The sequence below is a fragment of the Nonomuraea sp. NPDC050451 genome, assembly GCF_044458585.1.
Genome location: NZ_JBITHZ010000010.1, coordinates 340303 through 366750, shown reverse-complemented (window position 1 = coordinate 366750; position 26448 = coordinate 340303). Strand labels below are relative to the sequence as shown.

General features: G+C 69.9%; 23 protein-coding genes. 10 read left to right on the top strand and 13 right to left on the bottom strand.

Annotation, left to right across the window (positions count from 1 at the left end; all coding sequences use genetic code 11):
• Both deoC and ACIBI9_RS30295 read right to left on the bottom strand, forming a co-directional pair.
• Positions 1–659, bottom strand: a 659-nt coding sequence (deoC, locus tag ACIBI9_RS30300; RefSeq protein ID WP_397226688.1) for a deoxyribose-phosphate aldolase, incomplete at its 3' end; no start/stop codon positions are given.
• Positions 656–1696, bottom strand: a complete 1041-nt coding sequence (locus tag ACIBI9_RS30295; protein WP_397226686.1) for a LacI family DNA-binding transcriptional regulator — start codon at positions 1694–1696, stop codon at positions 656–658. The genes deoC and ACIBI9_RS30295, both read right to left, overlap by 4 nt.
• A gap of 419 nt (positions 1697–2115) precedes the next feature.
• Here ACIBI9_RS30295 and ACIBI9_RS30290 point away from each other — a divergent pair, with 419 nt between their 5' ends.
• From ACIBI9_RS30290 to ACIBI9_RS30275, 4 genes are read left to right on the top strand one after another with little or no spacing between them, the layout of a single operon-like run.
• Positions 2116–3372 carry an alpha-L-fucosidase gene (locus ACIBI9_RS30290; protein ID WP_397226684.1) on the top strand — a complete coding sequence of 419 codons (1257 nt, stop codon included), beginning with the start codon at positions 2116–2118 and terminating at the stop codon, positions 3370–3372.
• A gap of 24 nt (positions 3373–3396) precedes the next feature.
• Complete coding sequence (locus tag ACIBI9_RS30285) at positions 3397–4872, top strand: ABC transporter substrate-binding protein (RefSeq protein ID WP_397226682.1); 1476 nt, start codon at positions 3397–3399, stop codon at positions 4870–4872.
• A gap of 2 nt (positions 4873–4874) precedes the next feature.
• A complete protein-coding gene (locus tag ACIBI9_RS30280; protein ID WP_397226680.1) occupies positions 4875–5762 on the top strand; it encodes a carbohydrate ABC transporter permease in 888 nt (295 codons plus the stop codon).
• A gap of 8 nt (positions 5763–5770) precedes the next feature.
• Complete coding sequence (locus ACIBI9_RS30275) at positions 5771–6670, top strand: carbohydrate ABC transporter permease (RefSeq protein WP_397226678.1); 900 nt, start codon at positions 5771–5773, stop codon at positions 6668–6670.
• A gap of 115 nt (positions 6671–6785) precedes the next feature.
• On the opposite strand, the gene ACIBI9_RS30270 is transcribed toward ACIBI9_RS30275, so the two are convergent.
• Positions 6786–7460, bottom strand: a complete 675-nt coding sequence (locus tag ACIBI9_RS30270; protein WP_397226676.1) for a winged helix-turn-helix transcriptional regulator — start codon at positions 7458–7460, stop codon at positions 6786–6788.
• A 240-nt stretch (positions 7461–7700) separates the two neighbouring features.
• Here ACIBI9_RS30270 and ACIBI9_RS30265 point away from each other — a divergent pair, with 240 nt between their 5' ends.
• Positions 7701–8855 (top strand): acyl-CoA dehydrogenase family protein, encoded by a 1155-nt coding sequence (locus ACIBI9_RS30265; protein WP_397226674.1) that lies wholly within the window; start codon positions 7701–7703, stop codon positions 8853–8855.
• A gap of 129 nt (positions 8856–8984) precedes the next feature.
• On the opposite strand, the gene ACIBI9_RS30260 is transcribed toward ACIBI9_RS30265, so the two are convergent.
• A complete protein-coding gene (locus ACIBI9_RS30260) occupies positions 8985–10058 on the bottom strand; it encodes a Gfo/Idh/MocA family protein (RefSeq protein WP_397226672.1) in 1074 nt (357 codons plus the stop codon).
• Positions 10059–10258: 200 nt separating this feature from the next.
• On the opposite strand from ACIBI9_RS30260, the gene ACIBI9_RS30255 reads away from it, so the two are divergent.
• Positions 10259–11290: a hypothetical protein gene (locus tag ACIBI9_RS30255; RefSeq protein ID WP_397226670.1), complete on the top strand. Its 1032-nt coding sequence runs from the start codon at positions 10259–10261 to the stop codon at positions 11288–11290.
• Positions 11291–11549: 259 nt separating this feature from the next.
• Positions 11550–13313 (top strand): DUF1996 domain-containing protein, encoded by a 1764-nt coding sequence (locus ACIBI9_RS30250; RefSeq protein ID WP_397226668.1) that lies wholly within the window; start codon positions 11550–11552, stop codon positions 13311–13313.
• Positions 13314–13371: 58 nt separating this feature from the next.
• Here the strand turns inward: ACIBI9_RS30250 and ACIBI9_RS30245 are convergent, their stop codons facing one another.
• From ACIBI9_RS30245 to ACIBI9_RS30235, 3 genes are all read right to left on the bottom strand, one after another.
• Positions 13372–14499, bottom strand: a complete 1128-nt coding sequence (locus tag ACIBI9_RS30245; RefSeq protein WP_397226666.1) for an NAD(P)/FAD-dependent oxidoreductase — start codon at positions 14497–14499, stop codon at positions 13372–13374.
• A gap of 8 nt (positions 14500–14507) precedes the next feature.
• Positions 14508–15536, bottom strand: a complete 1029-nt coding sequence (locus tag ACIBI9_RS30240) for a Gfo/Idh/MocA family oxidoreductase (protein WP_397226704.1) — start codon at positions 15534–15536, stop codon at positions 14508–14510.
• 113 nt (positions 15537–15649) lie between these two features.
• Positions 15650–16627 carry an Acg family FMN-binding oxidoreductase gene (locus ACIBI9_RS30235; RefSeq protein WP_397226664.1) on the bottom strand — a complete coding sequence of 326 codons (978 nt, stop codon included), beginning with the start codon at positions 16625–16627 and terminating at the stop codon, positions 15650–15652.
• A gap of 163 nt (positions 16628–16790) precedes the next feature.
• Here ACIBI9_RS30235 and ACIBI9_RS30230 point away from each other — a divergent pair, with 163 nt between their 5' ends.
• On the top strand, positions 16791–17204 hold the full coding sequence (locus ACIBI9_RS30230) for a pyridoxamine 5'-phosphate oxidase family protein (protein WP_397226662.1): 414 nt from the start codon (positions 16791–16793) through the stop codon (positions 17202–17204).
• 287 nt (positions 17205–17491) lie between these two features.
• On the opposite strand, the gene ACIBI9_RS30225 is transcribed toward ACIBI9_RS30230, so the two are convergent.
• Both ACIBI9_RS30225 and ACIBI9_RS30220 read right to left on the bottom strand, forming a co-directional pair.
• Positions 17492–18118: a DUF305 domain-containing protein gene (locus ACIBI9_RS30225; RefSeq protein WP_397226660.1), complete on the bottom strand. Its 627-nt coding sequence runs from the start codon at positions 18116–18118 to the stop codon at positions 17492–17494.
• Between the two features lie 130 nt (positions 18119–18248).
• Positions 18249–19922 (bottom strand): GAF domain-containing sensor histidine kinase, encoded by a 1674-nt coding sequence (locus ACIBI9_RS30220; RefSeq protein ID WP_397226702.1) that lies wholly within the window; start codon positions 19920–19922, stop codon positions 18249–18251.
• Between the two features lie 90 nt (positions 19923–20012).
• On the opposite strand from ACIBI9_RS30220, the gene ACIBI9_RS30215 reads away from it, so the two are divergent.
• Both ACIBI9_RS30215 and ACIBI9_RS30210 read left to right on the top strand, forming a co-directional pair.
• The gene (locus ACIBI9_RS30215; RefSeq protein ID WP_397226658.1) at positions 20013–20654 is read left to right on the top strand and encodes a response regulator; all 642 of its coding nucleotides are present in this window, start codon (positions 20013–20015) and stop codon (positions 20652–20654) included.
• 81 nt (positions 20655–20735) lie between these two features.
• Complete coding sequence (locus ACIBI9_RS30210; protein ID WP_397226656.1) at positions 20736–21242, top strand: pyridoxamine 5'-phosphate oxidase family protein; 507 nt, start codon at positions 20736–20738, stop codon at positions 21240–21242.
• Between the two features lie 7 nt (positions 21243–21249).
• Here ACIBI9_RS30210 and ACIBI9_RS30205 read toward each other — a convergent pair whose 3' ends face one another.
• The 4 genes from ACIBI9_RS30205 to ACIBI9_RS30190 form a co-directional block, all read right to left on the bottom strand.
• Positions 21250–21726, bottom strand: a complete 477-nt coding sequence (locus ACIBI9_RS30205; RefSeq protein ID WP_397226655.1) for an HPP family protein — start codon at positions 21724–21726, stop codon at positions 21250–21252.
• Positions 21727–21877: 151 nt separating this feature from the next.
• Positions 21878–22717 carry a universal stress protein gene (locus tag ACIBI9_RS30200; RefSeq protein ID WP_397226653.1) on the bottom strand — a complete coding sequence of 280 codons (840 nt, stop codon included), beginning with the start codon at positions 22715–22717 and terminating at the stop codon, positions 21878–21880.
• Between the two features lie 479 nt (positions 22718–23196).
• Positions 23197–24267: a cellulose-binding domain-containing protein gene (locus ACIBI9_RS30195; RefSeq protein ID WP_397226651.1), complete on the bottom strand. Its 1071-nt coding sequence runs from the start codon at positions 24265–24267 to the stop codon at positions 23197–23199.
• Between the two features lie 142 nt (positions 24268–24409).
• Positions 24410–26416, bottom strand: coding sequence for a GxGYxYP domain-containing protein (locus ACIBI9_RS30190; RefSeq protein WP_397226649.1), 2007 nt, complete (start codon positions 26414–26416; stop codon positions 24410–24412).
• Between the last annotated feature and the right edge of the window lie 32 nt (positions 26417–26448).

Genomic DNA, 26448 nt, shown 5'->3' with positions numbered 1-26448 from the left:
GGGGCCACCTTGCCGGTGGAGGTCTTGATGAAGTCGGCGCCGGCCAGCATCGCCAGCCAGGACGCGCGCCGCACGTTGTCGTAGGTGGCCAGCTCGCCCGTCTCCAGGATCACCTTCAGGTGCGCGTCGCCGCAGGCGGCCTTGACCGCCACGATCTCCTCCCACACCTTCAGGTAGCGGCCGGACAGGAACGCGCCCCGGTCGATCACCATGTCGATCTCATCGGCGCCCGCCGCCACCGCCAGCGCGGTGTCGCTCACCTTGACCTCCAGCGAGGAGCGGCCGCTGGGGAAGGCGGTGGCGACCGAGGCCACCTTGACCCCCGTCCCGGCCAGCGCCTGGACCGCCACCTCGACCAGGTCGGGGTAGACGCACACCGCCGCCACGCGGGGAGCGCCGCCGCCGGGGTGGACGGCCTTGGTGCACATCGCCCGCACCTTGCCGGCCGTGTCGGCTCCTTCGAGGGTGGTCAGGTCGACCATGGAGATGGCCAGGTCGATGGCCTGCGCCTTGGCCGTGGTCTTGATCGAACGGGTGCCCAGCATCGCCGCCCGCTGGTCCGCGCCGACCCGGTCAACCCCGGGCAGGCCGTGCAGGAAGGCTCGCAACGCCGCCTCCGAAGAGGCCACGTCGGCGAGCGAGGTGGTCGCAACGCTCATCGCGATCGGGTCTTTCTCGTGCGTGAGGGGGCCGGCCATCCGCCCGGCGGGGCGGTGGAGGCGCGTTCGATCAGCTTGGTGTCCAGGACGATGCGGCTGGCGCTGCCGCCGGTCTCATCGGGGTCGAGCCGGCGCAGCAGCAGGCGCATGGCGAGCACGCCCTGCTCGACCATCGGCCGGTCGATGACGGTCAGGGGCGGCTTGAGCAGCGGACCGGTGTCCAGATCGTCGAAGCCGATCAGGCTGATCTGGCCGGGGATGTCGATCCGCATGTCGTGCAGCGCCTTGAGCACGCCCAGCGTCATGAGGTTGTTGGCGGCGAAGATGGCGGTGGGCGGCTCGGGCAGCGACAGCAGGGACAGCGTGAGCTGGTAGCCGCTGTGCTCCTTGAAGTCGCCGACCAGGTCGTACTCGGGCGGCACCTCGATGCCCGCCTTGGCGAGCGTCCCGACGAACCCCTCGCGCCGCAGCCGCCCGGGGGTGGTGTCCAGGGTGCCGCTGATCGCGGCCACCTTGGTGTGCCCGAGGGCCAGGAGGTGCTCGGCCGCCTGCTTGCCGCCGCCGTCGTTGTCGACCAGCACGGCGTCGAAGCGTTCGCCGCCCGCCAGGTCGCGGTCCACGAACACCAGGGGCACGTCGGCGTCGCGCACGTGCAGCGGGGTCTCGTCCTGCTCGGTGGCGGGGGCGAGGATGATGCCGTCGACCCTGCGCACCAGGTCCGCCAGCACGTCGTCCTCCTGCTCGCTGCTCTCGTCGCTGTTGGCGAGCAGGATGCGGTAGGGCTCCGTACGCGTGACGGACTCCATGCCCTTGACCACCGCGGCGAAGTACGGGTTCGTGATGTCCGGGACGACGACGCCGATCGTGTTGGTGCGCCCGGACTTCAGCGACTGCGCCGCGGCACTCGGCCAGTAGCCCAGCTCGTCGATGGCGGCCTGGATCGCCTCGTACGAGCGCACCCGCTGGCCCCGCAGGAAGCGTGAGACCGTGGCGGGAGAGACCCCCGCGCGAGCTGCTACGTCATGGATGGTGACCAAGTGAGCTCCAAACTGAAATCGATGTCAGTGATGATGGCAGGATCCGGCCACGGAGTGTCAATGCCATGTTTCCAAGTCGTTACATCGCCGGACATTTCCCCAACTCAGGGCCCCATCCGCACGCTCTCGCCGTGGACTTACTGAAACCGTTGTCAGTAGAACAGGCACGAAGGAAACATCGGATGTAGTAACGCTCATCGGTGCGGCAGCAGATCCCTGGAGTCCCTGCCCGGCGCTCCCGCCCTATACGGCCTCAACTGGCCGAGGCCTGGGCCAGGACATCAGATGGGCACCGGGCTGCGCGACTGATTCGCAACTCAGGAAACCCTTGACCACATCCGATGTTTCGCCTACGTTACCCGCAAGTCGAGAGTTGCGAAATCTTTCGCATAGCGCCAACACGACAGAGGGTGTCACGGATGTCCGAATCCCGTATCGACGAATTCCGGCAGCGCAGGTTCGGCCTGTTCGTTCATTGGGGGCTCTACGCGTTGGCGGCCCGCCACGAGTGGGTCAAGCAGCGCGAGCACATGTCCGACGAGCAGTACCAGCGGTACTTCGAGCGCTTCGACCCCGATCTGTACGACCCCGAGGCGTGGGCGGAGGCCGCGCAGCGGGCGGGGATGCGCTACACCGTGCTGACCTCCAAGCACCACGACGGCTTCTGCCTGTGGGATTCGGCCCTGACCGACTATTGCGTGAGCGGCACGCCGTACGGCAAGGACCTGGTCGGTCCGTTCGTCGACGCGTTCAGGAGCAGGGGGCTCGGGGTCGGGTTCTACTACTCGCTGCTGGACTGGCATCACCCGGACTTCCCGATCGACGGGCTGCACCCGGCATACGTGGAGGGCGGCACGTTCCCCGACCGCGATGTCACGAAATATGCGGATTACCTGCACGGGCAGGTCGAGGAGCTGCTCACCCGCTACGGCCCCCTCGACACGCTGTGGTTCGACTTCTCCTACGCCGGCCGGGTCAGGCAGGGCAAGCCGGTCTACGGCGGCAAGGGCAAGGCCGAGTGGCGCTCGGAGGAGCTGGTGGACAAGATCCGCCGCCTCCAGCCGGACATCCTGATCAACAACCGGCTGGAGCTGCCGGGCGACTTCACCACGCCGGAGCAGTTCCAGCCCCCCGGCCCGCTGTCGACGGTCTGGGAGGCCTGCCAGACGCTGAACGGAAGCTGGGGCTACGACCGGGACAACCACGCGTGGAAGTCGCCCGGCCTGCTGATCCGCATGCTGATCGACTCGGTCTCCAAGGACGGCAACCTGCTGCTCAACGTGGGGCCCAACGGCCGGGGAGAGTTCGAGCCCCAGGCACTCGACACGCTGCGGGAGATCGGCGACTGGATGCGGCTGCACGACCGGTCGATCCACGGCGCGGGGGCCAGCCAGTTCCAGGCTCCCGAGCACTGCCGCTACACCCAGCGCGGCGACCGGCTCTACGTGCACGTCTTCTCCTGGCCGTACCGGCACCTGCACCTGCCGGGGCTGGCGGGCAAGGTCCGCTACGCGCAGCTGCTCAACGACGCCTCGGAGATCCGCATGTGGGCGCCCGACCCGAAGGTCGACAACGGGAACGTCAACTTCTTCACGATCCCCGAAGGCACGCTCACCCTCGAGCTTCCCGTGGAGCCGCCGGACGTGGCCGTCCCGGTGATCGAGCTCTTCCTCTGAAAAGGCTGAAAGGCGATACCCCCCATGGACAACCCCCTGCGCGGCCTGAACACCACGGGCCTGAACCGGCGCCAGCTTCTCAGCCTCGCCGCCATGGCGGCGGCGGCCGTACCCCTCACCGCCTGCGGGAGCGGCGAGCGCACCCGCCAGGCCGGCCCGGCCTCCTCGACCGCCTCGGCGTCCGGCAACTCCGCGGTGATCAACCCGGACCGTCCGGAGAGCGCGCTGTTCCCCTATGCCGAGGCGGAGAAGCTCTTCGACTCGCTGCCCTGGCCCAAGACCAACGTGCCGGAGCCCACGTCCAAGGTCACCGTCACCGTCGCGATCATCCCGGGTCAGCGGCACGAGGTGCGGCACGCCCAGTTCACCAAGTTCTTCAAGAAGCTGCATCCGAACATCGACATCAAGGTGGAGGTCACGCCGTTCGACGACTTCCGCACCAAGTACCTGACGGGCGCCGCCAGCGGCGTGCTTCCCGACGTCATGTACTCGCAGTTCCAGTGGGGGCAGAGCTTCATCAAGAACAACCTGTACCTCCCGCTGGACGACTACATCGCGGCCACGCCCGAGTTCAACCGCGCCGACTTCTCCAAGGCGGCGCTCAGCTACTGGGAGCGTGACGGCAAGCTCTACGCGCTGGGCACCGACTCGGCGCCCAAGCTGCTCTTCTACAACAAGGAGATCTTCGAGAAGGCGGGCGCCAAGGTGCCCGACGCCTCCTGGACCTGGGACAAGCTCATGGAGGCGGCACGCGGGCTGGTCTCGGGCACGGGCGCGCAGAAGGTCTTCGGGTTCACGCCGGTGCCCAAACCCACCAGCGACCTCACCGCGACGTTCCTGCTCGCCCACGGCGGCCGCTACCTGACGGCCGACGAGACCAAGTGCGTGATCCAGGAGCCGGCCAGCCGCGACGTGCTCAAGCGCTGGATCGACCTGCTGATCAAGGACAAGGCGATGCCCGACCTGGCCGAGACGCAGGCGACGGCGAAGGTGGAGCCGTTCACGCTGGGCCGGGGCGCCTTGTACGTCGGCGGCGCGTGGAACATCGTCACCCTGCTCACCCTGCCCGCCGAGCAGCAGTTCGAGTGGAGCCTGACGCACGTGCCCAGCGGTCCCGAGGGCCGCTTCACCCCGGTCCTGGGCAGCGCCTTCGGCATCACCAGCAAGACGCGCAACCCCGAGGCGGCGTGGATCGTGCTCAACTCCCTGCGCTCCTACGCCGGCCACCGCTTCTTCCTGGACACCCCGCCGTCGCGGCTGTCGGCGTTCGAGGAGAACCTCCAGGCACTCAAGCTCGACAAGCAGGTGATCGACACCACCAAGGAGTCGCTGCACAAGTACGGCACCAGCGACGGCGTGCTGCGGCTGCCCGCGACACCCAAGCTCGAGGACCTGACCAAGCCGATCTGGGAGCGGGTCATGTCGGGGTCGCTGTCGGTGGACGAGGGGCTCAAGCAGGTCACCGAGCGGGTCACTCCGATGCTCGCGGAGAACGTCTGACCATGGCCGCCTCCCCCCTCGTCCGGCGCGAGGCCCGCCGGTTCCACCTGTTCGCCCTGCCGTGGACCATCGGCTTCGTCTTCTTCACCGGCGGGCCCATCGTCGTGTCGCTGGTGCTCAGCTTCACCCGCTACGAGCTGCTGTCGGCCCCGCAGTGGGTGGGCCTGGACAACTACGTCCAGCTGCTGCGCGACCCCGACTTCTGGATGGCGACGAGGAACACCGTGTACTTCGGCGCCGCCTCCGCCGCGGCCGGGGTCGTCTACAGCCTCGGCGCGGCGCTGCTGCTCAACATCAAGGTGCGCGGGCAGGCGATCTTCCGGACGATCATCTACATGCCGTCGGTGATCTCCGGCATCGCCACCGCCCTCCTCTGGATCCACGTGCTGCACCCCGACTACGGCCTGGTCAATTACCTGATCGGCCTGATGGGCATACAGGGGCCCGGGTGGTTGACCGACGCGAGCTGGGCGATCCCCGGCCTGGTCATCATGACGACGTGGACCACCGGGAACGCGATGATCATCTTCCTGGCCGGGCTGCAGGGCGTGCCCGCCTCGCTGTACGAGGCCGCGCACATCGACGGCGCCGGCTGGTGGAGCAGGTTCAGGCACGTGACGGTCCCGATGATGTCGCCGGTCATCTTCTTCAACCTGGTCGTGGGGTTCATCGGCAGCCTGCAGGCGTACCAGCTCATCCTGTTCATGACCGACGGAGGGCCGGCCAACTCCACCCTGGTGCTGGGTCTGTACGTCTACCGCTACGCCTTCAAGTACTTCGAGATGGGCTACGCCTCGACGATCGCCTGGGCGCTGTTCTTCCTCGTCATCGTGTTCACCGTGATCCAGTTCGGGCTCGCGCGCCGCTGGGTCCACTACGAGGTCAAGTAGGTCACGAGATGGCAATCAAGGTCCTGCCCGCACAGGCCCGCCCGGTGGAGAAGCGGCCCGTGGCCCCCGCCCAGGCCGAGCGGATCCGCCGGGTCCAGCGTCTGACGGCCTATGCGCTCCTCGTCCTGGCCTCGGCGGCCAGCCTGCTCCCGCTGCTGTGGATGCTGACCACCGCGCTCAAACCGGCCGGAGCCGTGCTGGAGTTTCCGCCGAGGTTCCTGCCCGACGTCTTCACCTGGTCCAACTTCCCCGACGCGTGGACGAGCCTGCCCTTCAACACCTTCCTGGTCAACAGCGTGGTGGTGACCACGCTGTCGATCGTGGGCAATCTCATCTCCTGCATCCTGCCCGCCTACGCCTTCGCGCGGCTGCGCTCGCGGGTGCGCGGCATGGCCTTCGCGCTGATGCTGGGCACGATGATGATCCCCGCCCAGGTGGTGATCGTGCCGAGGTTCCTGCTGTTCTCCCAGCTGGACCTGGTGAACACCTTCTGGCCGCTGTTCCTGCCCAACTTCTTCGGCACCGCGCTCTACATCTTCCTGCTCAGGCAGTTCTTCACCACGATCCCGCAGGAGCTGGTGGAGGCGGCGCGCATCGACGGGGCGGGGGAACTGCGGATCCTCTGGCGGATCATGATCCCGCTGTCCAAACCGGCGATCGCGACCGTGACGCTGCTGTCGTTCGTCGGGGCCTGGGGGGAGTACATCGATCCGCTCATCTACCTGCGCTCGACGGAGAACTACACGATCCCGCTCGGCATCTCGCTGTTCCGCGGCCAGTACGCCGACGACTACAACCTCATGATGGCGGTGTCCATCCTCGCCCTGGTCCCGGTCATCGTGGTGTTCCTGGCGGCGCAGAAGTACTTCATCAGGGGCATCATGCTCACGGGCATGGCGGGAAGGTAGGACGCCCTTGCCGCCCGCGGCCGGGCTCGCTCGAACCCGGCCGCAGCTGATTTCGAAACCTTGCGAAAGGCAAGACTCCGTGCTCCCGTAGCGGGCGAAGGGACGACGACGACCGTTACGCCGGGCGCGGGACGGCGGACAGCGCGCTCTGGCCGATCCACGACGGGACGGCCCGGCGCACGTCGGAGGAACCCGAGACCGCGACGCTGCCGTCCAGCTGCGCACGCAGCCAGGCGAGGTCTCCGCGCCAGATGCGGGTCAACGTACGCAGACTGGTCGTGATCGTGGCCGCCACCTCGAAACCGGGATCGAAGTCGCAGACGTCGGCCTCGCCGTCGGCCACCACCAGCCACCACCGCGACGCCTTCGGCGGCGCACCGTCGAGCTGGAAGGCCACCGTGGTGCGCGCCCGCGGCCAGACATCGATCGGGATGGTGCGGCGCATGTCCCACATCAACAGGTGCGGGTCCAGGTCGTCGTCACCGAGCTGGTGGATCCAGCGCATCCCCCAGGTGCCCAGCGCCTCGACGACGCCCGCGAGCTCCCTGCCGCACGCGGTCAACGAGTACGTGGTACGGCCGCCGATCTCGGCGCGCTCGATCACGCCGACCCGGGTGAGCGACTTCAACCGCTTGGACAACAGCGTCGGCGACATCTTCGGTACGCCGCGGCGCAGATCGTTGAAATGCCTGCTGCCCAGCAGCAGCTCGCGCACGACCAGCAGGGTCCAGCGCTCGTCGAGCACCTCCATCGCCTTGGCCACCGGGCAGAACTGGCCATAACCGCTCATCGGCACACCTCCGTGACCTGCGTGCGTGAAGATCGTCGTGACGGTCATCGCCGACCCGATCTCAGGTCCCACTGACAGGGGCGTTCCATCTCGTTCCACCGCATGCGACAGCGCCTGGCCTCAATCAAATCCCGCAGACCGCCGACGTCAAGCCCGACCCTTCTCGGGCGAAACCGCAGCCGGCGGTAGATACAGATCTGGTACTAGGTGCGCCACCCGTCCCGTTCCTACTGTCGACGCATGACCATCACCACGGAGTCGATTCAGACAGACGACCAAGTCGTCGCGCTGGCCGCCGAAGTCGGCCGGCGGTGCGCGCCGAGCGAGGCGGCGCACGACCGGGACGCCACCTTCGTCACCGAGGCCTACGAGGCGATGAAGGAGCTCGGCTACCTGCGGCTGGCGGTGCCGGCGGAGTTCGGCGGGCTGGGCGCGAGCATGCGGCAGGTGATGCTGGCCGAGCACGAGCTGGCCCGGCACGCCGCCTCGCCCGCGCTGGCCGCGGCGATGCACCTGTACCTGACCCTGGTGCAGTGCTGGCGGCACCGCCGCGGCGCGCCCGACGCCGAGGGCGTGCTGCGCCGCATCGCCACCGACGACCTGATCATGGCGACCAGCGGCGGCTCGGACTGGGTGTGCCCGACGACGACGGCCGTCGAGGTCGAAGGCGGGTTCCGGCTGAGCGGGCGCAAGGCGTTCTGCTCGCAGGCGCCGGTCGCCACCGTCATCTCCACCTCCGCGGTCCTGGGCGAACCCGGCCCCGACGCCGAGGTGCTGCACGCGAGCGTCCCGCTGTCCAGCCCGGGGGTGTCCCTCGTGGAGACCTGGGACACCCTGGGCATGCGCGGCACCGCCAGCCACGACCTCGTCTTCGACGACGTGTTCGTCCCGGCCGGCAAGATCGTCGGCCGCCGCCCGTACGGGAAGCTCACCGGCCCGCTGCTGACCGCCGTGATCCACTTCGCGCCGATCGGCGGCGCCGTCTACCTGGGCGTCGCGCAGGGCGCGTACGACGAGGCGCTGCGGATCGTGGCCGGCCGCGCCGCCGAGCCGACCCCGGCGGCGGTACGCGGCCTGGGCGAGATGTCCGCCCGCCTGCGGGTGGCCAAGTGGGCCCTGCTCGGTGCCGTCGACGAGGCCGGGGAGGACCCGTCGGCGGACGAGCGGACCCTGACCACGCTGATGGTGGCCAAACGGCACGCGGTGTGCGAGGCGAAGGCGATCGTCGACCTCGCTCTCGACGTCGTGGGTGGCGCCGCCTTCTTCCGGACCTTGCCGCTGGAGCGGGCCTACCGCGACGTCCGCGGCGGGCCGTTCCACCCGATCAGCCCGGAGGCGACCCTGGCCATGGCCGGCACCGGCGCCCTGGCGGACGCCAAGCACGCGTCCTGGTGAGCAGACCCGCGCCGGTCGGCATCGCCATCCCGCGCCCGGCCGGCTGTCTGGCATGGAGATCGTGCCCGTGGTCAGCAGCACGGACACCCGTGACGTCGTGGCGCCATACCTCGACACGACATGAGGGCCTCACCCCGCCCAAGCCTCCTTGCCGGTGGTGACCGGGCTGCCGGTCTTCGCCGACTCCCCGATGGCGAGGCTGATCAGGTGGTCCTGGCAGGCCTCGGCCAGCGGGTACGGCGGCGGGCCCTCCTGGCGGGCCCAGGCGCCCGTGCGTTCGAGGAGGTCCGCGACCGCGATGTCGTCGTCGGACCGGGACGCGCCCTCGAACGGGTTGCGGTAGATCACCCGCCCGTCGAAGCTGATGTGCTTGAGGTCGCGCAGCTCCAGGCTGAGGTCGACGCCGGTGTCCCGCCGGATCAGCGCGGACTCCACCGGCGTCACGGGGTCGACCAGCCGGACCACCCGGTCGTCGACCAGCTCGCCGATCGAGCCGCGCACCACGATGCGCCGCATCCGCAACGGATTCCACCACTGGTTGTCGGTGAAGTCGTACAGGCCCATCTTGCCGCCGAAGTCGAGGGTGGCGATGGTCGTGGTCAGCCGCTGCGGCGTGTCGTCGCCGGTCCATCCGGCGAACCCCAGCGGGTTGGCGAGCGGCGCCTCGAACGCGCCGGCGCGTACCTCGGCGGCGTCGAACCCGATGCCCAGCAGGCCGCGGATCAGCGACACCGCGTGATACAGGTGAGTGGAGGAGACCTGGACCGAGGTCGGCTCGCCGATCACGCCCTCACGGACGAGCGCCAGCCGGGCCGCGTGCCCCGGCATCAGCAGATACTGCTCGGCCACCTGCACCAGGCCGCTGCCGCCCACGTCCCGCCACAATGATCGCAGACCGGCCAGGTCCGGCGCCGGAGGCGTCTCGGCGAGGACCGGCATCCCGTGCCCGACGACCTCACGGATCGCGTCCGGCATCGCGGGCCACGGCACCGCCGCGGCGAGGTAGTCGGGCCGCTCGTGCCGCAGCAGCTCGTCGATCGAGCGGAAGGCCGGCACGCCCCACTCGGCGCTCACCTCGTCGCCCCGCTCCGCGCTGCGGGTCACGACGCCGCCGACCCGCAACCGGTCCGGCATCGCCGCCGCCAGCCGCAGGAAGAACCGGGTCCGCCGCCCGCTGCCGATCGCGCCGAACGTCGTGGTCATGAAAGCTGGACCTCCTCCGGAGCCGGAACGATCCCGTGCCGGCTCGACTCCGGAACAGCGTACTCGGCAGGCGCGAACGTCGAACCGTTCGGGCGACCCCTCAACGAGAACAACCGACGGTGAACATTTCCGAACGGGCAGTCAGCGAAGGGGCCCTTAGGCAAGAATCGGTGGAGACCGTTATCAAGGAGGTTTTCCCTGTGCGCGCCGTTCTCACCGCCGTGCTCGCGACGCTCATCCTGTTGGCCACCGGGGCCGGTTCGGCCGGAGCCGCTTCATCCCGATCGTCCTTGCCCGGAGGAAAGGCCAACTTCGTGGTCACGCAGGGCTTCCTGCGTGCCTCGTCCACCCAGAACTGGGTGCGTCTGGGGACGTACCAGTTCAAGGCCAACGGCACCGTCAGCGCGAACAACTACCTCTGGTGGCAGCGCAACCCCGAGGGCAGGCAGGCCACCGGTGTCGTCCCGGACTCCAGCTGCTCGACCAAGGCGGGCGGCTCCAGCACACGCGTACGCGCCTGCGACGTACTGACCGCCCCCGGTTTCCCCGGTTCCCCGGACGAGTCCCGCACGGGAACGTACACCCTGGCCGGCAACGTGGTGAGCATCAGATGGAAGGTCGCCCAGACCTGGACCGAGAAGTGGCGGGTGCAGGTGTCGCCTGACGGCAAGCTGGCGCAGCTGCAGTTCGCGGGCGGCACCCTGGCCACCAACGGATACGGCTACGGAAGCAACGCCTCGTTCGCCACCCGCCGCGCGATGAGCTCCGTGCGGGCCTTCGCAGGAACGCTCAAGCAGGACCTGGTCTCCTGGTCGCGCAACACCATCGTGAAGTCCGACGCCCAGGTCTTCAAGCAGTCCTCCTTCCGCAGCTGCGCCACCACGACCTGGTGCCTGACGTACCTGCAGCCGTCCTCCCCGGGCGCCTGCCAGAAGGCCGGCGGCTGCCCCAACTTCGGCGGCGGCACCAAGGCGAACGTCAGCTCCATCCAGTACTACCTCACCAAGGTCTCCAACAACGATCGTCGTGACACCCTGTGGCACTGGTGCACCTGCTTGGCGATGGAGAGCAAGACGTTCTGCTATTCGGGCAACTCGCACATCAAACCGCTGCTGCAGATCATCGACGACAGCGGAGCCTTCCGCGGCTGGGTCGGCGCCGAGGCGTCGTTCTACAACGGGTCCAGGCCCAAGGACATGATGGCCGTGTTCCGCATCTCCGACTTCCGCTGACGTCGACGCGCCGCCCCTGACTGTCCCGGGTCACGGATTTGTCAACCACAATTCTCGGCAAATGGTCGAACTGCTCCCCCATGGCCTCGCGTATCTCCCGGAGACCGGACTTCCACCCGGGTCATGAGACTTGAAGGAGCAACACATGCGGAATCCGCTCGGGGGGAGACGACTCAGGTCGTGGCGAGCAGCCGTTTCCTTAGGGGGAAGCATCGCACTTGTCCTGACCGGCTCCTCACTGTCCGCGCAGGCGGGCACGATGGCGGCGGCGCAGACCATCGTCTGCCCCAGCGTGGCGGACAAGCTCCCCGAAATACCGACGGCGGCCAGGGCCGAAGTCGAAAGAAACCTGGCCCTCCTGGAAACCCAGATCCAGGAGGCCAACAACCGACTCGCCCGCTCAGCGGGAGAAGGAGGCCCCAACTTCGTCCAGAACGCCATCCTCGGCCCTCTAGCCGGCAAACGCGCCGCCACCCTCGACCGCATCGCCATCGCCATCGGCCGCGTCGGCGGCCAACGCCCCTCCGGCCTCGACAACCTGGCCACCTGCAGGCTCACCGGCAATGCCGATGGCGGCAACAACAACGGCAACAACGGCAACGGGGGTAATGGCGGGAACGGAGGCAACGAGGGCAACGAGGGCAACGGGGGCAACGGCCAGCCCACCCAGGCGCCGAACCCGGGGAACACGGCAAGGCCGACCCAGGGAACAGGATCGGGGTCCGGGCAGACCATCGTGTGCCCGAGCGTCGCGGACAAGCTCCCCGAAATACCCGCAGCCGCCAGGGCCGAAGTCGAAAGAAACCTGGCCCTCCTGGAAACCCAGATCCAGGAGGCCAACAACCGACTCGCCCGCTCAGCGGGAGAAGGAGGCCCCAACTTCGTCCAGAACGCCATCCTCGGCCCCCTGGCCGGCAAACGCGCCGCCACCCTCGACCGCATCGCCATCGCCATCGGCCGCGTCGGCGGCCAACGCCCCTCCGGCCTCGACAACCTGGCCACCTGCACACTCGGCAACGGCGGCAACAACGGTAATAACGGCAACGGAGGTAATGGCGGCAACGGCGGGAACGGTGGGAATGGCGGCAACGGCTCGCCCAGCCCCGATCCCAGCGGCGGTCAAGGCGACGGCGACGGCGAGAACCCGGCCGACGGCGTCGGGCCGTTCCCTCAGGACTTCGTCGACATCCGCCAGGTCCAGCCGGGCCAGGGCAACCTCAACAACTTCGGGGCCGGCAGGAACGGCTCTCGCGGCACCTTCGTCGCCCAGTGCGGTAGGAACGAGAACCGCCACAACAACTCGGACAACTTCATCGTCACCCCCGGCGTGAGCGACGGGGCGCACCACCTCCACGACTACGTGGGCAACCTGTCGACGGACGGATTCTCCACCGACGAGAGCCTTGCCGCGGCGGGCACGACCTGCCAGCGGGGCGACCTGTCCGCGTACTTCTGGCCCGTGCTCAGGGACCGCACGTCCAACGAGAACGCCGACGACGAGCACGGCAACATCGGCCGGGTGCTGACGGCACGCTCCGTGCAGCTCCAGTTCCGCGGCAACTCGACCTCCCAGGTCGTGGCCATGCCGAGGTTCCTCAGGCTGATCACCGGTGACGCCAAGGCCGGGACGAACGGCGGGGCCAACGCCCGCGCCGCGTGGACCTGCTCGGGATTCCAGAACCGGATCACCACCAAGTACCCGCTGTGCCCCCGCGGCAGCCAGGTCGTCCGCATCCTGGACTTCCCCAGCTGCTGGGACGGGCAGAACATCGACAGCGCCAACCACCGCACGCACGTGGTCTTCCCCGGCCAGAACGGCGCCTGCCCTCAGGGCACCCAGGCGGTTCCCCAGCTGCGCATGACCCTCGCCTACTCGGTGCCGCAGGGTCAGTCGTTCGCCGTGGACGCCTTCCCTGAACAGAAGCACAACCCGGTCACCGACCACGCCGACTTCGCCAACGTCATGCCCGACAACCTGATGCGCGTCGTCGTCGACTGCATCAACCGGGGCCGCCGTTGCTGACCTGACACCCCGGCCGGACCACCCCCTTACCGGGGGCGGTCCGGCCGTTCGGCCTTGATCACCCGGCGGCGAAGCGCTCGGGGCGGAAGTCCTGCAGGAGCGGATGCCTGGCGCCGGTGAGCACCTCGTACGCGGTGAGCTCCCCGGCGATGAGTCCCAGCGTCGCCCCCGAGTGGGTGAACGCCACATGGCACCCGGGCACCGCCTCCAGCTCGCCGAACACCGGCTCGCCGTCCCCCGGAATGGGCTTGCGGCCCAGCCGCCACGACGCCGCCTGGAGGGCGGCCTCCCCCTGGAGCAGGGCGGACGCCTCGGCGACGAGCTCCTTGACGTACGCCTCGTCGATCGAGCAGGAGCCGTCCTCGTGCTCGACGATGTGCTCTTCGTACCAGGAGTGGTCGATCGCGAACGTCGAGCCGGGATTGGGGCGCATCGCGGCACGTGGGGTGTTCAGCACCGTCACGACCTCGGTCTCGACCGGCTCCGTGACGACGAGCATGGACAGCGGGGACGCGTCCGGAAGGTTCACGCCGAGCTCCGCGAGCACGGAAGAGGTCTGCGCGCCGCAGGCGACGACGACGGCGTCGCCGCTCCAGGACGTGCCGTCGGCGGTGCGCACGCCGCGGGCCCGGCCGCCCTCCACGGTCACCGAGCAGCGGCCCGCGCCGGTGACGAGCCGTCCCCCGCGCCGGACCAGCTCGTCCGCGAGCTCCTGGATCAGGTGCGGCAGGGAGACCCAGCCCTCACCCGGGTTGTGGATCGCGAGCCGGCCGCGCGGACCCGCCTGCACACCGGCCACCCGCCCGCCGACGTCCGCCCGGTCGAGGAGGTGGGAGTCGTAGCCGCGGGCGATCTCGTGCTCGTGGCGGGCGCGGGTCCTCTCGGCGCCGTCGGGGGTCGTCCACCACAGGCCGCCGTCGAACCGCAGCCACTCCAGGTCCGGGTCGGCGGCGAACAGGGGGCGGTAGCGGTCGATGCCGAGCAGGCGCAGCCGATGGTACGGGCCGGACCGCGCGCCCGCCGAGTTGAGCCAGGACAACGAGCGACCCGACGCCCCGCTGGCCAGCTCCGCCTCGGTGACCAGGACGACCTCGGCGCCGCCGCGCACGAGGTGCGCGGCGGTGGACACGCCGAGGATGCCGCCCCCGAGGACGACGACGCGCTGAGGCGCGGTGTGATCTGTCACGTGACTCCTCACTTCTTCGCGGTGGTGTGCGCCCGCTCGATGACGTCCAGGACATCGACGGCGTCACGGGGATCGACGGGCAGGTCCGCGCCGTCGCGCAGGGCGAGGGCGAGCAGGCGGTAGAACTCGGCGTAGTCCCCGCGCTCGGGCTCGACGGGTGTCGTCTCGCGGCCTTGGCCCAACCGGCCCCAGCACTCCTCGGGCTCCCGTCCGAACGCCGGGTCGGCGGGGCTCGTCCCGGCTTTCAGCGCGGCCTCCTGGCCGTCCAGCCCGTGCTTGACGTACCCGTTCCGCGAGCCCAGAACCCGGAACCGGGGGCCGGGCAGGGCCGCGACGCTGCTCATCGTCAGGCGTGAGCTCGTGCCGCACGCGTGCCGGAGGATCACGACCGTGTCGTCGTCGGCGTCGCAGCCGGCGCGCGGGTCGCGGCGGTTGACGTCGGCCAGGACCTCCGTCACGGGGCCGAACAGCTGCAGGGCCTGGTCGATCAGGTGGGTGCCCAGGTCGAAGAGGATCCCGCCGCCGTCGGCGACGCCGGTGTCGCCCTTCCAGCCGCCGAGCCCGTCCGGGCGCCACCACTCGAAGCGGGACTCGAAGGCGTGGACCGTGCCCAGCCGTCCGTCGGCGATCAAGCGCCGCAGGGTCCGGAAGTCGGCGTCCCAGCGGCGGTTCTGGAACACCGTGAGGCGGCGTCCCAGCTTGGCCGCCAGTGCGATCAGCTTGCGTCCTTCGGCGGCGGTCGGCGTGAAGGGCTTGTCGACGACGACGTCCAGCCCCGCCCGCAGGGCGTTCTCGGCCAGCTCGGCGTGCGTCGACGGCGGCGTGCCCACGACGACGAGGTCCAGGTCGGACGCGTGAGCGGTGACGGCGTCGGCCGTCGCCGCCACCGTGGCGGACGGGTGGGCGGCACGCGCCGCCGCCTGGCGGTCCGGATGGCCCGTGACGATGAGGCGCAGGTCGTACGCCGGGTCGGCGGCGAGGAACGGCGCGTGGAAGAAGCGTCCGGCCGTGCCGAAGCCGATGACGGCGACTCTGATCGGGGTACATGACCGCGTTCTGCCTGCTGTCCTTCCTGATCGCCATCTTCGCGCTGCCGACCGGCGCCCGCCGCGAGCTCCCCACGAACCTCCTGGCCGAGCGGAAGTGACCCCTACATCGTCATCTCTGACAGGGAACGGCGGACCGACTCCTTGTCGTCGGAGGTGACGCCCAACCGCATGATCATCTGCGGGTACTCGTCCGAGCAGAGCTCGTGGCGCAGGAACTCGCGCAGCAGGTCCATCTCCAGCGCCTGCGTGTGGAAGGCGGCGCTGACGCCGTAGGCGGCGGCCTCCAGCAGGACGTGCTGCAGGGCCTGCCCGGCGTCGATCCACTCCTGGCGGCCGTCGCCCCGCGTGGTGAGCAGCGCCACCACTCCGGCACATGTTTCGGCCGGCTGCTCGGCCTGGCTGCCCCAGTCGTGCCGCCAGGAGTAGTCGCGCTGGGGAAAGTCCGGGTCCGTGCGTGCCGCACGGCGAGGGTAGCCCTCGGCGGGCACCCCGTCCTTGCGGCCGCTGCCCGGCGGCCGGGCCCAGCGGACCACCTCCAGGCTGAAGCGGCGGTCCTGCGCCTGGATGCCCTGCGCGGCCTGGGTGAGGGCGGCGATGACCCTGACCGCTTCGGGGGAGCGGACGGGGGTCAGCCTGGCGCCCTCCTCCATGGCCGCGCGGGTCAGCCGCTCGATCAGCCTGTCGGGCACCGGCACGTCGGCGAAGCCGGCACGGTGGGTGCGGCGTCGCTCGATCTCCCTGCCCAGGGTCTTGAGGGACTCGTCGGGGGTAACTTCGGCGCCCGGCCGGAGCCTGGCGAGCAACGAGGGGCGGTCCGGGTCGGGCAGCGTGCACACCACCGGCTCCCAGCCTTCGCGGCGCATGGCCGTACGGAGGGTGTAGAGCGCCGCGCCGCAGCTGATCAGCAGCTCGCGGCCGGAGGTGTCGCTGACGCGTAGCTTTCTGTCCGGGTCGGCCCGCAGGCTGATCTCCTCCCCCGATGTCGAGAAGATCCAGGGCTGCGTGTTGTGGATGGACGGCGCCCAGCGCGCGGCCTCCAGAGCGGCGTCGATCGCGTGCTTCGCCGACAGGACAGCCATGATTTCCACCTCCATCGGGCCCTGCATCCAGCGCATCACACCCTTCGCGTCCCGGTCAGGGCCGAAGGTCCCGGGCCGCCAGGGCCGTCAGGCCCTCAATCGGCGCGAACGAAGGGACTTTCGCCTCTTACGCGGAGGTGGCACCAGCGGGGAAGTTGAGGGTATGCAGCTCGATTCGTCCGGACTTCAGGTGCTCTCCCGCGAGGAGTGTCTCGGCCTGCTGTCCACGACCCCCATCGGTCGGATCGTGTTCACCGAACATGCCCTGCCGGCCGTGCAGCCGGTCAACTTCCATCTCGACGGCCAGTCCATCGTGATCCGGACCTCGATCGGGTCGAAGCTGGCGGCCGCCACCCGGCACGCCGTGGTGGCCTTCGAGGCCGACGAGTTCGATTCCGAGCTGCGTACCGGCTGGTCCGTCACCGCGGTGGGGCAGGCGCGCGCCGTGACCGACCCGGACGAGATCCACCGGCTGGCGGCGCTGCCGCTGACCACCTGGGCGTCGGGGAATCGGGATCACTACATCGTGGTCGACGCCGAGCAGGTGTCCGGCAGGCGGATCGACAACAGCCACTGAGGACACCTCTGTTTGCGCGTTTGACGAATCCAGGAAAAAGCGCGGGATTCATAGCAAGCCATCCGGCAACACTACAGTCAGTAATAGTGCCTTCACAATCTGCAATCGGGGTGAAGTAATGCGCAAGGTGATCATTCTGACTCTGGCTGTCGCCGCCGCTGCCGCGCTGACAATGGTGGGCCTGGCGGTCCTTCGAGGCGACTCGCGTTCGCCCAAATCCCGCTAGGTGGGTCTGGGTCCGGGGCCCCGAAGTCCCGCAGTTCGCGTCGCGGGCTGCGGGAAGGTCGTCACTTCCGCATCCCGCACGGCATGCTCCAGCCCTTGAACCAGTGGGCCAGGTACCGCTGCATCCGGAACATCTCGGTATGCCGGGCCTCGCGCACCTTCATGGCGAAGTCGGCGGCCTCGGCGTGCTGGGCCCGCCCGGACATCAGCAGTTGCTGGGACAGCATCACCGCCGCCATGTGATGCGGAATCATGTCGCGCAGGAACGCATTGTCCAGCGCGTCGCCTGACAACTCGGACAGATCGCGAATCATCGGCTGGTAGCCGGTCGCCGTCCCCGAACGCCCTGGATACCACTTGTCCAACCAGGTTCTCATCGTGGCGATGTCGGCGCTCTGCCTGTCGACGATCGAGGCTCCGAGAGCGCGCATCCGCGGCCGGTCCGAGCGCCCCAGCTGCCGGGCCGCCGTCACGGCTTCTTGATCGTGAGCCACCATGCGGGCCAGATAGCCGACCTCGTCGGTGACGTCCATGCTGCGCGTCGAACCATTCGGCCCGGTCAGGCCCCGGTCCGTCGGTGCGGCGTTCCGCTGCTCGTCCATGGCCTGCTGGGCGATGCCGGTGGCCGTTGCGGCAAGGCCGGTCACCGCGACGGCCGCCAGCGCGGAACCGGCCGCGATCCCCGCCAATGCCGAACGTTTCATCTCGGCTCCCCGTGTTTGATTCCCCTTCCTATCCATGCTCGGGGTGGCTCACCGGATCCGACAGGGCCTTACGCCCCGTACGATCAGGACCAACGTCCTTCCACCGGAGTCGATCTCACAGGGGGATCCGCCAGCACAGCCGCGTTCCGCCCTCTTCGGGCGTCGTGAGCTCCGCGGTGCCGCCCAGCCGGGTGGCGCGTTCCTCGATGTTACGCAGGCCGCTGCGGCGTCCCGTCTCCCCCAGGCCGACGCCGTTGTCCGTGACCGCGAGTACGAGCCCGGCATCCGCGGCCTCGACGAGGACGTCGGCGCGCGTCGCGCGGGAGTGGCGGACCACGTTGGACAGGGCCTCGCGCAACACGGCCAGCAGATGATCGGCGACCGGCACCGGGACCAGCGCGTCGATCTGCCCTTCCATGCGCAGGCCCGGCATGAAGCCCAGATGGCCGGCGGCGCCCTCCACCAGCTCCACGATCTGGCCCCGCAGGCTGGGAACGGCCTGCCCGGTGGAGCCCTGCAAAGCGAAGATGGACGAGCGGATCTGGCGGATCGTCCCGTCCAGCTCGTCGATCGCGTGCTGGACCCGCTTGGCCGCCTCCGGCCGCTCCACCAGCCGGATCGTGCTCATCAACGTCATCGCGGTGGCGAACAGCCGCTGGATGACCACATCATGCAGATCTTTGGCGATGCGATCGCGGTCCTCCAGCAGGCCGAGCCGTTCGGCGTCTTTGCGTGCCTCGGCCAGTTCCAGCGCGATCGCCGCCTGGCCGGCGAAGGCCTGCAGCATCTGCTGATCCGCCCCGCTGAACGGCAACCGGCCGCTCCGCTTGGCCAGCACCAGCACCCCGCGCACGTTCGGCGTGGTGCCGAGCGGCACCATCATCACCGGCCCGTAACCCAGCCTCCGCAGCGGCGAGCCAGGGCGCGGGCCGCTCTGCATGTCCGGGTTGGTCATCGACTCGCCCTCGACGAACACGTCCCCCGCGAGCGTCTCCGACACCACGAAGACGGCGCCCAGCAGCTCCTGCGCGCCCTCGCCCTCCGCGAACTCCACGATCAGCGACTGCCTCGACGGCTCCGGCAGGAGCACCTCGACCAGGTCCGCATCGGTCATCGCGAGGGCGGAGTCCGCCACCAGGCTCAGCACCTGACGCGGGTCGGCACCGGACAGCAGGCGCGTGGTCACCTCGGCCGACGCCTGCAGCCAGGTCTCCCGCCGCCGGGACACCTCGTACAGGCGGGCGTTGTCCACGGCGACGCCGGCCGCGGTGGCCAGCGCCACGACGACGGCCTCGTCCTCCTCGTCGAACTCGCCGCCGCCGCGCTTCTCGGTCAGGTAAAGGTTTCCGAAAACCTCATCGCGCACCCGGAGCGGGACGCCGAGGAAGGTGCCCATCGGCGGATGCCCCTGCGGGAAGCCGTACGACTCCGGGTGGTCGGAGATGCGGCCCAGCCTGAGCGGCCGCGCGTCCTTGATCAGCAGGCCGAGCAGTCCCAGGCCGTGCGGCCAGTGCTCGATCCTGGCGATCTCCTCCTCGGTCAGCCCCACCGGGATGAACTGGATGAGCGTGTTCTCGTGGCCGATCACGCCGAGCGCGCCGTAGCTGGCGTCCACCAGCTTGGTCGCGGTCTCCACGATGCGGCGCAGCACGGCCTCCAGATCGAGCTCGCTGCCCACCGACACCACGGCCTCGAGCAGTACGTGCACCCGATCCCGAGTGGCCAGCACGGCATTGAGCCGTACCTGCAGCTCGGCCAGGAGCTCGTCGAGCCGCACCTGCGGCATCATCGGATGCTCGCTGTCCACATCTTCCAGTGTCGCACCAGGTCAGCCGTACCGCCTCTCGTGGTGCTCCTGGCATCGGATAGCGTCGTAAGTGTGATTCGAGTGTTCCTCGTCGACGATCACGAGGTCGTACGGCGGGGCGTGGCCGCACTGCTGGGATCCGAGGACGACATCGAGGTCATCGGGGAGGCCGGCACGGCCGAGTCCGCGATCGCCCGCATCTCCGCGCTGAAGCCCGACGTGGCGGTGCTGGACGTGCGGCTACCGGACGGCAGCGGCGTGGACGTGTGCCGCGAGGTGCGATCGAGGGTGCCGGGGCTGGCGTGCCTGATGTTGACGTCGTTCGCCGATGACGACGCGCTGTTCGAGGCGGTGATGGCCGGGGCGGCGGGCTACGTGCTCAAGCAGATCCACGGCTCCGACCTGGTCGGCGCGGTCCGCACGGTCGCCTCGGGACAGTCGCTGCTCGACCCGCAGACCACCGCCGCCATGCTGCAGCGCCTGCGCGATCAGGCCTCCAGGAAGGATCCCCTCGCCTCGCTGTCGGACCAGGAACGGCACATCCTCGACCTGATCGGCGAGGGGATGACCAACCGGCAGATCGGCGAGCAGTTGTTCCTGGCGGAGAAGACGGTCAAGAACTACGTGTCCAACCTGCTGGCCAAGCTCAACATGCAGCGCCGCACCCAGGCCGCCGCGCTGGCGGCGCGCCTGCGGGACGACCGCCACGAATGACCGGTTCGAGGGCCGGAGGTCGGTCGCCCAAGGGCCGAAGGACCCTGTCCGCCGGAGCGGCCGATAGGTAGTTTCATGGCCATGACCAGGGAGGACACGCTGATGGCAGGCAACGGCGAATCCGGACGTCGCATCGACTATCACCGCGACCCCGCGGCCGGCCCGGTTCCGGAGGTCCTCGAGCCCGAGGAGTGCCTGCGGCTGGTCGCCGCCGGTGGCATCGGCCGCGTGGCCTTCAACGGCCCGGACGGGCCCACGGTGCTGCCCGTCAACTACAAGATCCACGAGGGCGCCGTCGTCTTCCGTACGGCATACGGCGGGCCCATGGATCAGGACCTGCGTACCGGCCTGGAAGGGGTGGACATCAAGATCGGCTTCGAGGTGGACCGGATCGACGAGGACCGGCACGAGGGCTGGAGCGTCCTGATCCAGGGGCCGGCTCACCACATGCCGCCGGACGAGGCGGCCACGGTCGCCGACGTGGGGGTGACCCCATGGGCGGGCGGCGAGCGCGCGCTCTACATCCGCATCGTCCCGCACCGGATCACCGGCCGGCGCGTCGGCGGCCGTACGGCGGTGCCCACGTAGCCGCCCTTCATGGCGCGTCTCCCGCGCTGGGAAGCACGGGTTCGAGATGGAACATCCCGGTGACCACCTCATGGGCCCCTTCGACGGGGCGGAGACGCCCGGCGACGGCCAGCAGCACGTCGTGAGCCGTGACCATGCCGATCAGCCCGTCGCCGTCGACCACCGGCACGGCGTCGCACCCGGCGTCCAGCATCGCCGCCGCGACCCGGGCCAGCGGGGTGTCCGGGCGGACCACCGGCCTGCGCTCGCACCTGAGCAACATCCGTACCTGACGGCTGGACTGCTCCTCCGGACCGCCCGACCAGGACGCCGCCACCAGCTCACGCGTCAGGATGCCGAACACGTGCCGCCCCTCGACGACCGGCAGGTGATGCACGTCGGCGCGGCGCATCAGCTCCCAGGCCATCAACGGCGACTCGTCCGGCTTGACCGCCACCAGGACACGGCTCATCACCTGCTCGGCGGCCAGCGTTTCGACGGTCATGACTCCTCCTTTACACGCGGCGACATCAGACCTCCCACCTCCACTTTCGTGACGGCGAGCCCGCCGCGCCCGGGGACGAAGTCCTGAATGGGGGTGACATTGGTCCCCATCTCGAGCGCGCCCGAGCCCGCGACGAGGGCGGCCGCGGGTGCTATCGCACCACGGCCACGGCGCAGCGGGCGTGATGGAGCACCCCGTGGCTGACCGAGCCCAGCAGCGCCGAGCGGATGACTCCGCGCCCGTGCGAGCCGACCACCACCAGCGCGGCCTTGGCCGAGGCGGCCACCAGGGCATCGACCGGGTGGGCGCGCCGCACGTCCTCGATCACCTCCACCCTTGGGTACGCCTCCCGGAACCGGGCGATCCTGGCGGCGACGGCCTGGTTGGCGGCCGCGGTGACGTCGTCGGGGTCGTAGTTGACCTGCGGAGCGTACAACTGCACCGGCTCCTGCCAGGCGTGGACCGCGCGCAACGGGGTACCGCGCAGCTCGGCCTGGCGGAAGGCGAACTCGAGCGCGGGCTCGCACTCCGGCGAGTCGTCGACGCCGACCACCACCTCACCGCGTACGGACTCCTGCTCGGGCCGCACCACGACCACCGGGCAGTGCGCCTGACCGGCCACGTGCAGGCTCACTGAGCCGAGCAGGGCCCCCTCGAACCCGCCCAGCCCCCGGCTGCCGATGACGATCTCGGTCGCGTCCTTGGCCTGCTCGCGCAGCGCCACCGCCACGGGCCCCTCGACGACCTCGGTCGACACCTCGACGTCCAGCTGGCGCTCGCCCGCCAGCTCGGCCGCCTCGGTCACCATCGTCTGCGCCATGCGGTCGAGCACGTCCTGCTCGGGAGAAGCGTGGAACCTCGAAAAATGGTACGAATCGCGGTTCACGGCGTGCACGATGCGCAGGGGCTCGTGCCTGCGCTTCGCGTCATCCACCGCCCAAGCCACCGCGGCGCACGACGCCCGCGATCCGTCGACACCTGCAATGATCATGTCGGTCTCCCCTCTCCCCCATCGCACCACGCGCGGCCTCGCCGCCCCAGGGCCATAGGTCCCTCATGGCCGGGGCCAACGACCTGATCATCCGACTCGCCGCAGCCCGCTTCCTGATCTCCGGCCATCCCACGCCGGTGACCAGGACGGGCGCGCGGGGACTGGTCCCCTCCTTCGGGCGTGCCGCGCGCACGACGCGCGGAAGCGGCGCCCAGGCCCGGCAACGCAGGTCCGACGGGGCGTCGATGCCCGCACCAGCAACGTGGCCCGGCCGTCGGGGGACGACGCTTCGAGCACCACCGCGTCACCTCCCGCGGCGGTCAGACCACCGGCCGCCAGCAGCGGGGGCGAAGGTGACGACGGCCTCGGCGATCAGTCCACCGGCCGCGCCACACGCCGTGGCCTCGATCCACGTCAGCATCGGCTCGCCTGCCTGTCGTCGGGCGGCGTGATCGCTGATCACGCCGCCCGATCCCTGGTCAGGTGAGGAAGCTGCCGTAGGGGCCGTTCAGCATGCCGTTCTTCTGTGTCTGGTTGAAGGTGCAGTTCGGGTAGGAGTAGAAGGACGCCGACATGCACGTCCCGTCGGTGGAGGTGGCGTCGGGCAGGCCGAACGCGTGGCCGAGCTCGTGCACCATGCCGCCGTACCAGCGGTTCATCGCGCCGTTGATTCCCGCGGCGCCGTCGGCGTCGTGGCCGCTGAGGATCACCCATCCGTTGCCGCCGCCGCCACCGGCGCCGTCGCCTTCGGCGCTGATCTCGCCGACGTTGACCCAGCGGCTGTCCGGCGCGCCGAGACCGAGCTTACGGCGCAGCTCGGCCTGCATGTTGCAGACCGTCCACCAGTACTTCTCGCCGCAGTTCGGCGTGTTCTCGTACCAGGTCCGCGGCTGGTCGCCGTTGACGACCTCGACGACCGGGTTGTTCAGCGTGAACGTCTTGCCCAGCTGCTGCTTGAAGAAGCGCTGCGCCTCCTGCATGACCTTCGCGATGCCGTCCGGGTAGCGCTGGTCGTAGGCCACGTCCGAAGGCTTGAGCCAGTAGACGCGCACGGTCCGCGACGGCGGCGGGCCCGAGGTCGGGGTCACGGTCGGGGTAACGGTCGGGGTCACTGTGGGGGTGGGGGGCACGCTGCCCGTGCAGGTGACGCCGTTGAGGGTGAAGCTGGCCGGCACCGGATTGGTGGAGTTGTTCCACGTGCCGTTGAACCCGAACGAGGTGCTGCCGTTCGTCGCCAGGGAGCCGTTCCAGCCGGCGTTGGCGGCGGTCACCGCACTGCCGCTCTGCGTCACGACGGCGTTCCAGGCCTGGCTGACCGTCTGCGAGGCGCCGAAGCTCCAGCGCAGGGTCCAGCTCGTGAGTGGATCACCGAGGTTCTTGATCGCGACGTTGGCGCTGAAGCCGCCGGACCACTGCGAGCCCACGGTGTAGGTGACCTGGCAGCCGGCCGCGGCGGCGTGCGCCGTGATCGTGCTCGCCACCGCGGCGCCGGCCATGCAGACGGCCAAGACCCCGGCGATGAGGCCCCTGCGTAATCCTCGTAAGTGCATCCGCATTCTCCGTATGAGGGGGAGCCCGAAAAAATGTGAACCTTAACACCGAGTACGGTGATGATCTGCCACGACCGTGTCAATGAACGTCGGCGGGAGGCTGCTACGGACGTGGGGAAACGCTTTTGGGACTCTGAAAGTTTCAGGCCGACAGATGCTCGCGCAGCAGCGCGAAGAACGTGTCGCCGCGGACGATCTCGAACGGATCCCCCAGGAGGCCCGCGAGCTCGGCGATGTCGGCCGGCGTCCAGTTCCAGGCGTTGACCGCGCCGGCGATGAACAGCGGCGCGCCCCCGTCCCATCCCTCGATCCGCCGTACCAGCGTGTCCCGGTACTCCTGTGCCTTGCCCTGCGGCGAGAAGTTCCCGATCACGGGCAGGCCCCCCGGGTGGATCAGCAGGTCGCCGGTCTCCCACGACTGGATGATGCCGCGCACCGGGGTGTCGCGCCGGTAGGCGGCGACGATGCGCTCGTCGAAGGCCACCCAGCCGTCGCCCTCGGGCTTGCGTTGGTTGTAGGCGTAGACGAGATCCATGCCGGTGCGGCGCAGGAAGCGGCCGCTGAGCTGCGTGTACGCGGCCAGCGCCGCCCCCGGCCAGGACCCGGGGTAGGTGTAGCCGGCACCGGACGGGCCGGCGATGAGCAGGTCGTTGGCGGTGGCCGTGCGCTGGTAGTACGCCAGCAGCGCGGGCCCGATGTCGGCCAGCAGCGGGCTGACCGTCCAGTTGACCGGCACGCCGCCGCGCTTGGGGTCGTCCCAGATCTCGCGCATCCGGCGCTGGCAGTACTGGATGTTGTCGCCCTCGCCGACCGTGAGCGTGAGATAGACGCGATCGCGTAACCGGGCCGGCGGTCGCGGGCGTACCCGGTCGGAGATCCTGGCGGAGACCCCGGCGTGGACGGTGGCGTTCATGTAGTAGTCGGCGGGGACCACCTCGACGCCGTGCTGTGAGGCCCGGTCGACGCCGCCCCACTCGCCCGCCACGTCGTTGGAGAACCAGCCCGCGTACGGCGTGGCGGGCTCGACCCGGCCGAAGATCTCGTCGAGCAGTTCACCGGTGCCGCCGCTGGGCGGCAGCCAGAAGACCATGGCCCGGGTGGCCACCGCGTAGTCACGGAAGTAGGGGAACGGCTCGACCCGGGTGGGCGCGGTCGTGGTGGCGGTGACCAGGTACTGGTTCCACAGGTCCACCTCGACGAGCAGTTGCCGGGCGCCGGCCGGGGCGGTGAAGCGGTAGACGAAGTAGTTGCCGCCGTCGGCGAAGCGGTTGCTGTCGCCGCCGATGGCGGAGTTGAGGCCGTCGAAGAGGTACGGGGCCTCCGCGTCCGTGCCGGGGATGAACGCCGCGATCTGCGTCCCGTCCGCGGTCACCTTCACCGAGCCCACCGACGCGCCCCAGCCGTCGTCGCCGAGCGAGTCCTGGAAGCGCAGGTAGACGCCGTCCTGGGCGGTCGGCAGCTCCTGGCTCAGGTCGAACGTGCGCACCGCCCGGTTGGAGGAGTCGCGGACCCGCTCGCTCTCCCGCGCGAGCTCGCGCCACTGCACCCCGTCCACCCGCACGGTCCTGGTGGGCGGGAGACCGGCGAGCAGTGCGTGGGTGCAGCGGGGGAACAGCTGGTCGAGCTGCCAGCGGTACGTGGCCAGGACGTCGGCGGGGTCGAAGCGGCCACGCAGGTCCACGACGGTGCGCAGGCCGTGCGCGGCGGCCTGCTCGGCGGTGGCGGCGACGGCGTCCTCCAGGCCGGCCAAGGTGGTGGCGACGTTGACGGAGTCGGGGACGTCCGGGTCGTGCAGGATCGCGCCGCGCACCTCGGCGCGGTAGCGGGCGACCAGGTCGAGGGGGCGGTCGTGGCGGGTGACCGCCGCGCCGGTGCTGGACAGCCAGCGCTGGTCGTGCCCGGCGGCGTCGTAGTTGAAGTAGAGGCGCGGCCGGCGACGGTTGACCACGCCCTGGAGGGTGGTCAGGAGCAGCTGGTCATCGCCGTGGAGGGTGGTGAGGTCGGCGAAGTCGAGGTGGGTGGGACGGCCGAAGTTCGGCAGGAGGCTGGGGAGGGTTCGCGCGGCGGCGGGGTCCTGGAGGGTGAGGCCGAGACCGCCCGCCGCGAGGACCACGCCGTTCGCCCGGAGGAAACTGCGTCGTGACACCATCAACGATCTCCGCTCCTCGTGGGGGGACAAGG

Bases quoted from the DNA above. Each gene is read 5' to 3' on its own strand.
- ACIBI9_RS30290 (WP_397226684.1), top strand. From the start codon at position 2,116: ATGTCCGAATCCCGTATCGACGAATTCCGGCAGCGCAGGTTCGGCCTG.
- ACIBI9_RS30285 (WP_397226682.1), top strand. From the start codon at position 3,397: ATGGACAACCCCCTGCGCGGCCTGAACACCACGGGCCTGAACCGGCGC.
- ACIBI9_RS30280 (WP_397226680.1), top strand. From the start codon at position 4,875: ATGGCCGCCTCCCCCCTCGTCCGGCGCGAGGCCCGCCGGTTCCACCTG.
- ACIBI9_RS30275 (WP_397226678.1), top strand. From the start codon at position 5,771: ATGGCAATCAAGGTCCTGCCCGCACAGGCCCGCCCGGTGGAGAAGCGG.
- ACIBI9_RS30270 (WP_397226676.1), bottom strand. From the start codon at position 7,460: ATGAGCGGTTATGGCCAGTTCTGCCCGGTGGCCAAGGCGATGGAGGTG.
- ACIBI9_RS30265 (WP_397226674.1), top strand. From the start codon at position 7,701: ATGACCATCACCACGGAGTCGATTCAGACAGACGACCAAGTCGTCGCG.
- ACIBI9_RS30260 (WP_397226672.1), bottom strand. From the start codon at position 10,058: ATGACCACGACGTTCGGCGCGATCGGCAGCGGGCGGCGGACCCGGTTC.
- ACIBI9_RS30250 (WP_397226668.1), top strand. From the start codon at position 11,550: ATGGCGGCGGCGCAGACCATCGTCTGCCCCAGCGTGGCGGACAAGCTC.
- ACIBI9_RS30235 (WP_397226664.1), bottom strand. From the start codon at position 16,627: ATGGCTGTCCTGTCGGCGAAGCACGCGATCGACGCCGCTCTGGAGGCC.
- ACIBI9_RS30230 (WP_397226662.1), top strand. From the start codon at position 16,791: ATGCAGCTCGATTCGTCCGGACTTCAGGTGCTCTCCCGCGAGGAGTGT.
- ACIBI9_RS30220 (WP_397226702.1), bottom strand. From the start codon at position 19,922: ATGATGCCGCAGGTGCGGCTCGACGAGCTCCTGGCCGAGCTGCAGGTA.
- ACIBI9_RS30210 (WP_397226656.1), top strand. From the start codon at position 20,736: ATGACCAGGGAGGACACGCTGATGGCAGGCAACGGCGAATCCGGACGT.
- ACIBI9_RS30205 (WP_397226655.1), bottom strand. From the start codon at position 21,726: ATGACCGTCGAAACGCTGGCCGCCGAGCAGGTGATGAGCCGTGTCCTG.
- ACIBI9_RS30200 (WP_397226653.1), bottom strand. From the start codon at position 22,717: ATGATCATTGCAGGTGTCGACGGATCGCGGGCGTCGTGCGCCGCGGTG.
- ACIBI9_RS30195 (WP_397226651.1), bottom strand. From the start codon at position 24,267: ATGCACTTACGAGGATTACGCAGGGGCCTCATCGCCGGGGTCTTGGCC.
- ACIBI9_RS30190 (WP_397226649.1), bottom strand. From the start codon at position 26,416: ATGGTGTCACGACGCAGTTTCCTCCGGGCGAACGGCGTGGTCCTCGCG.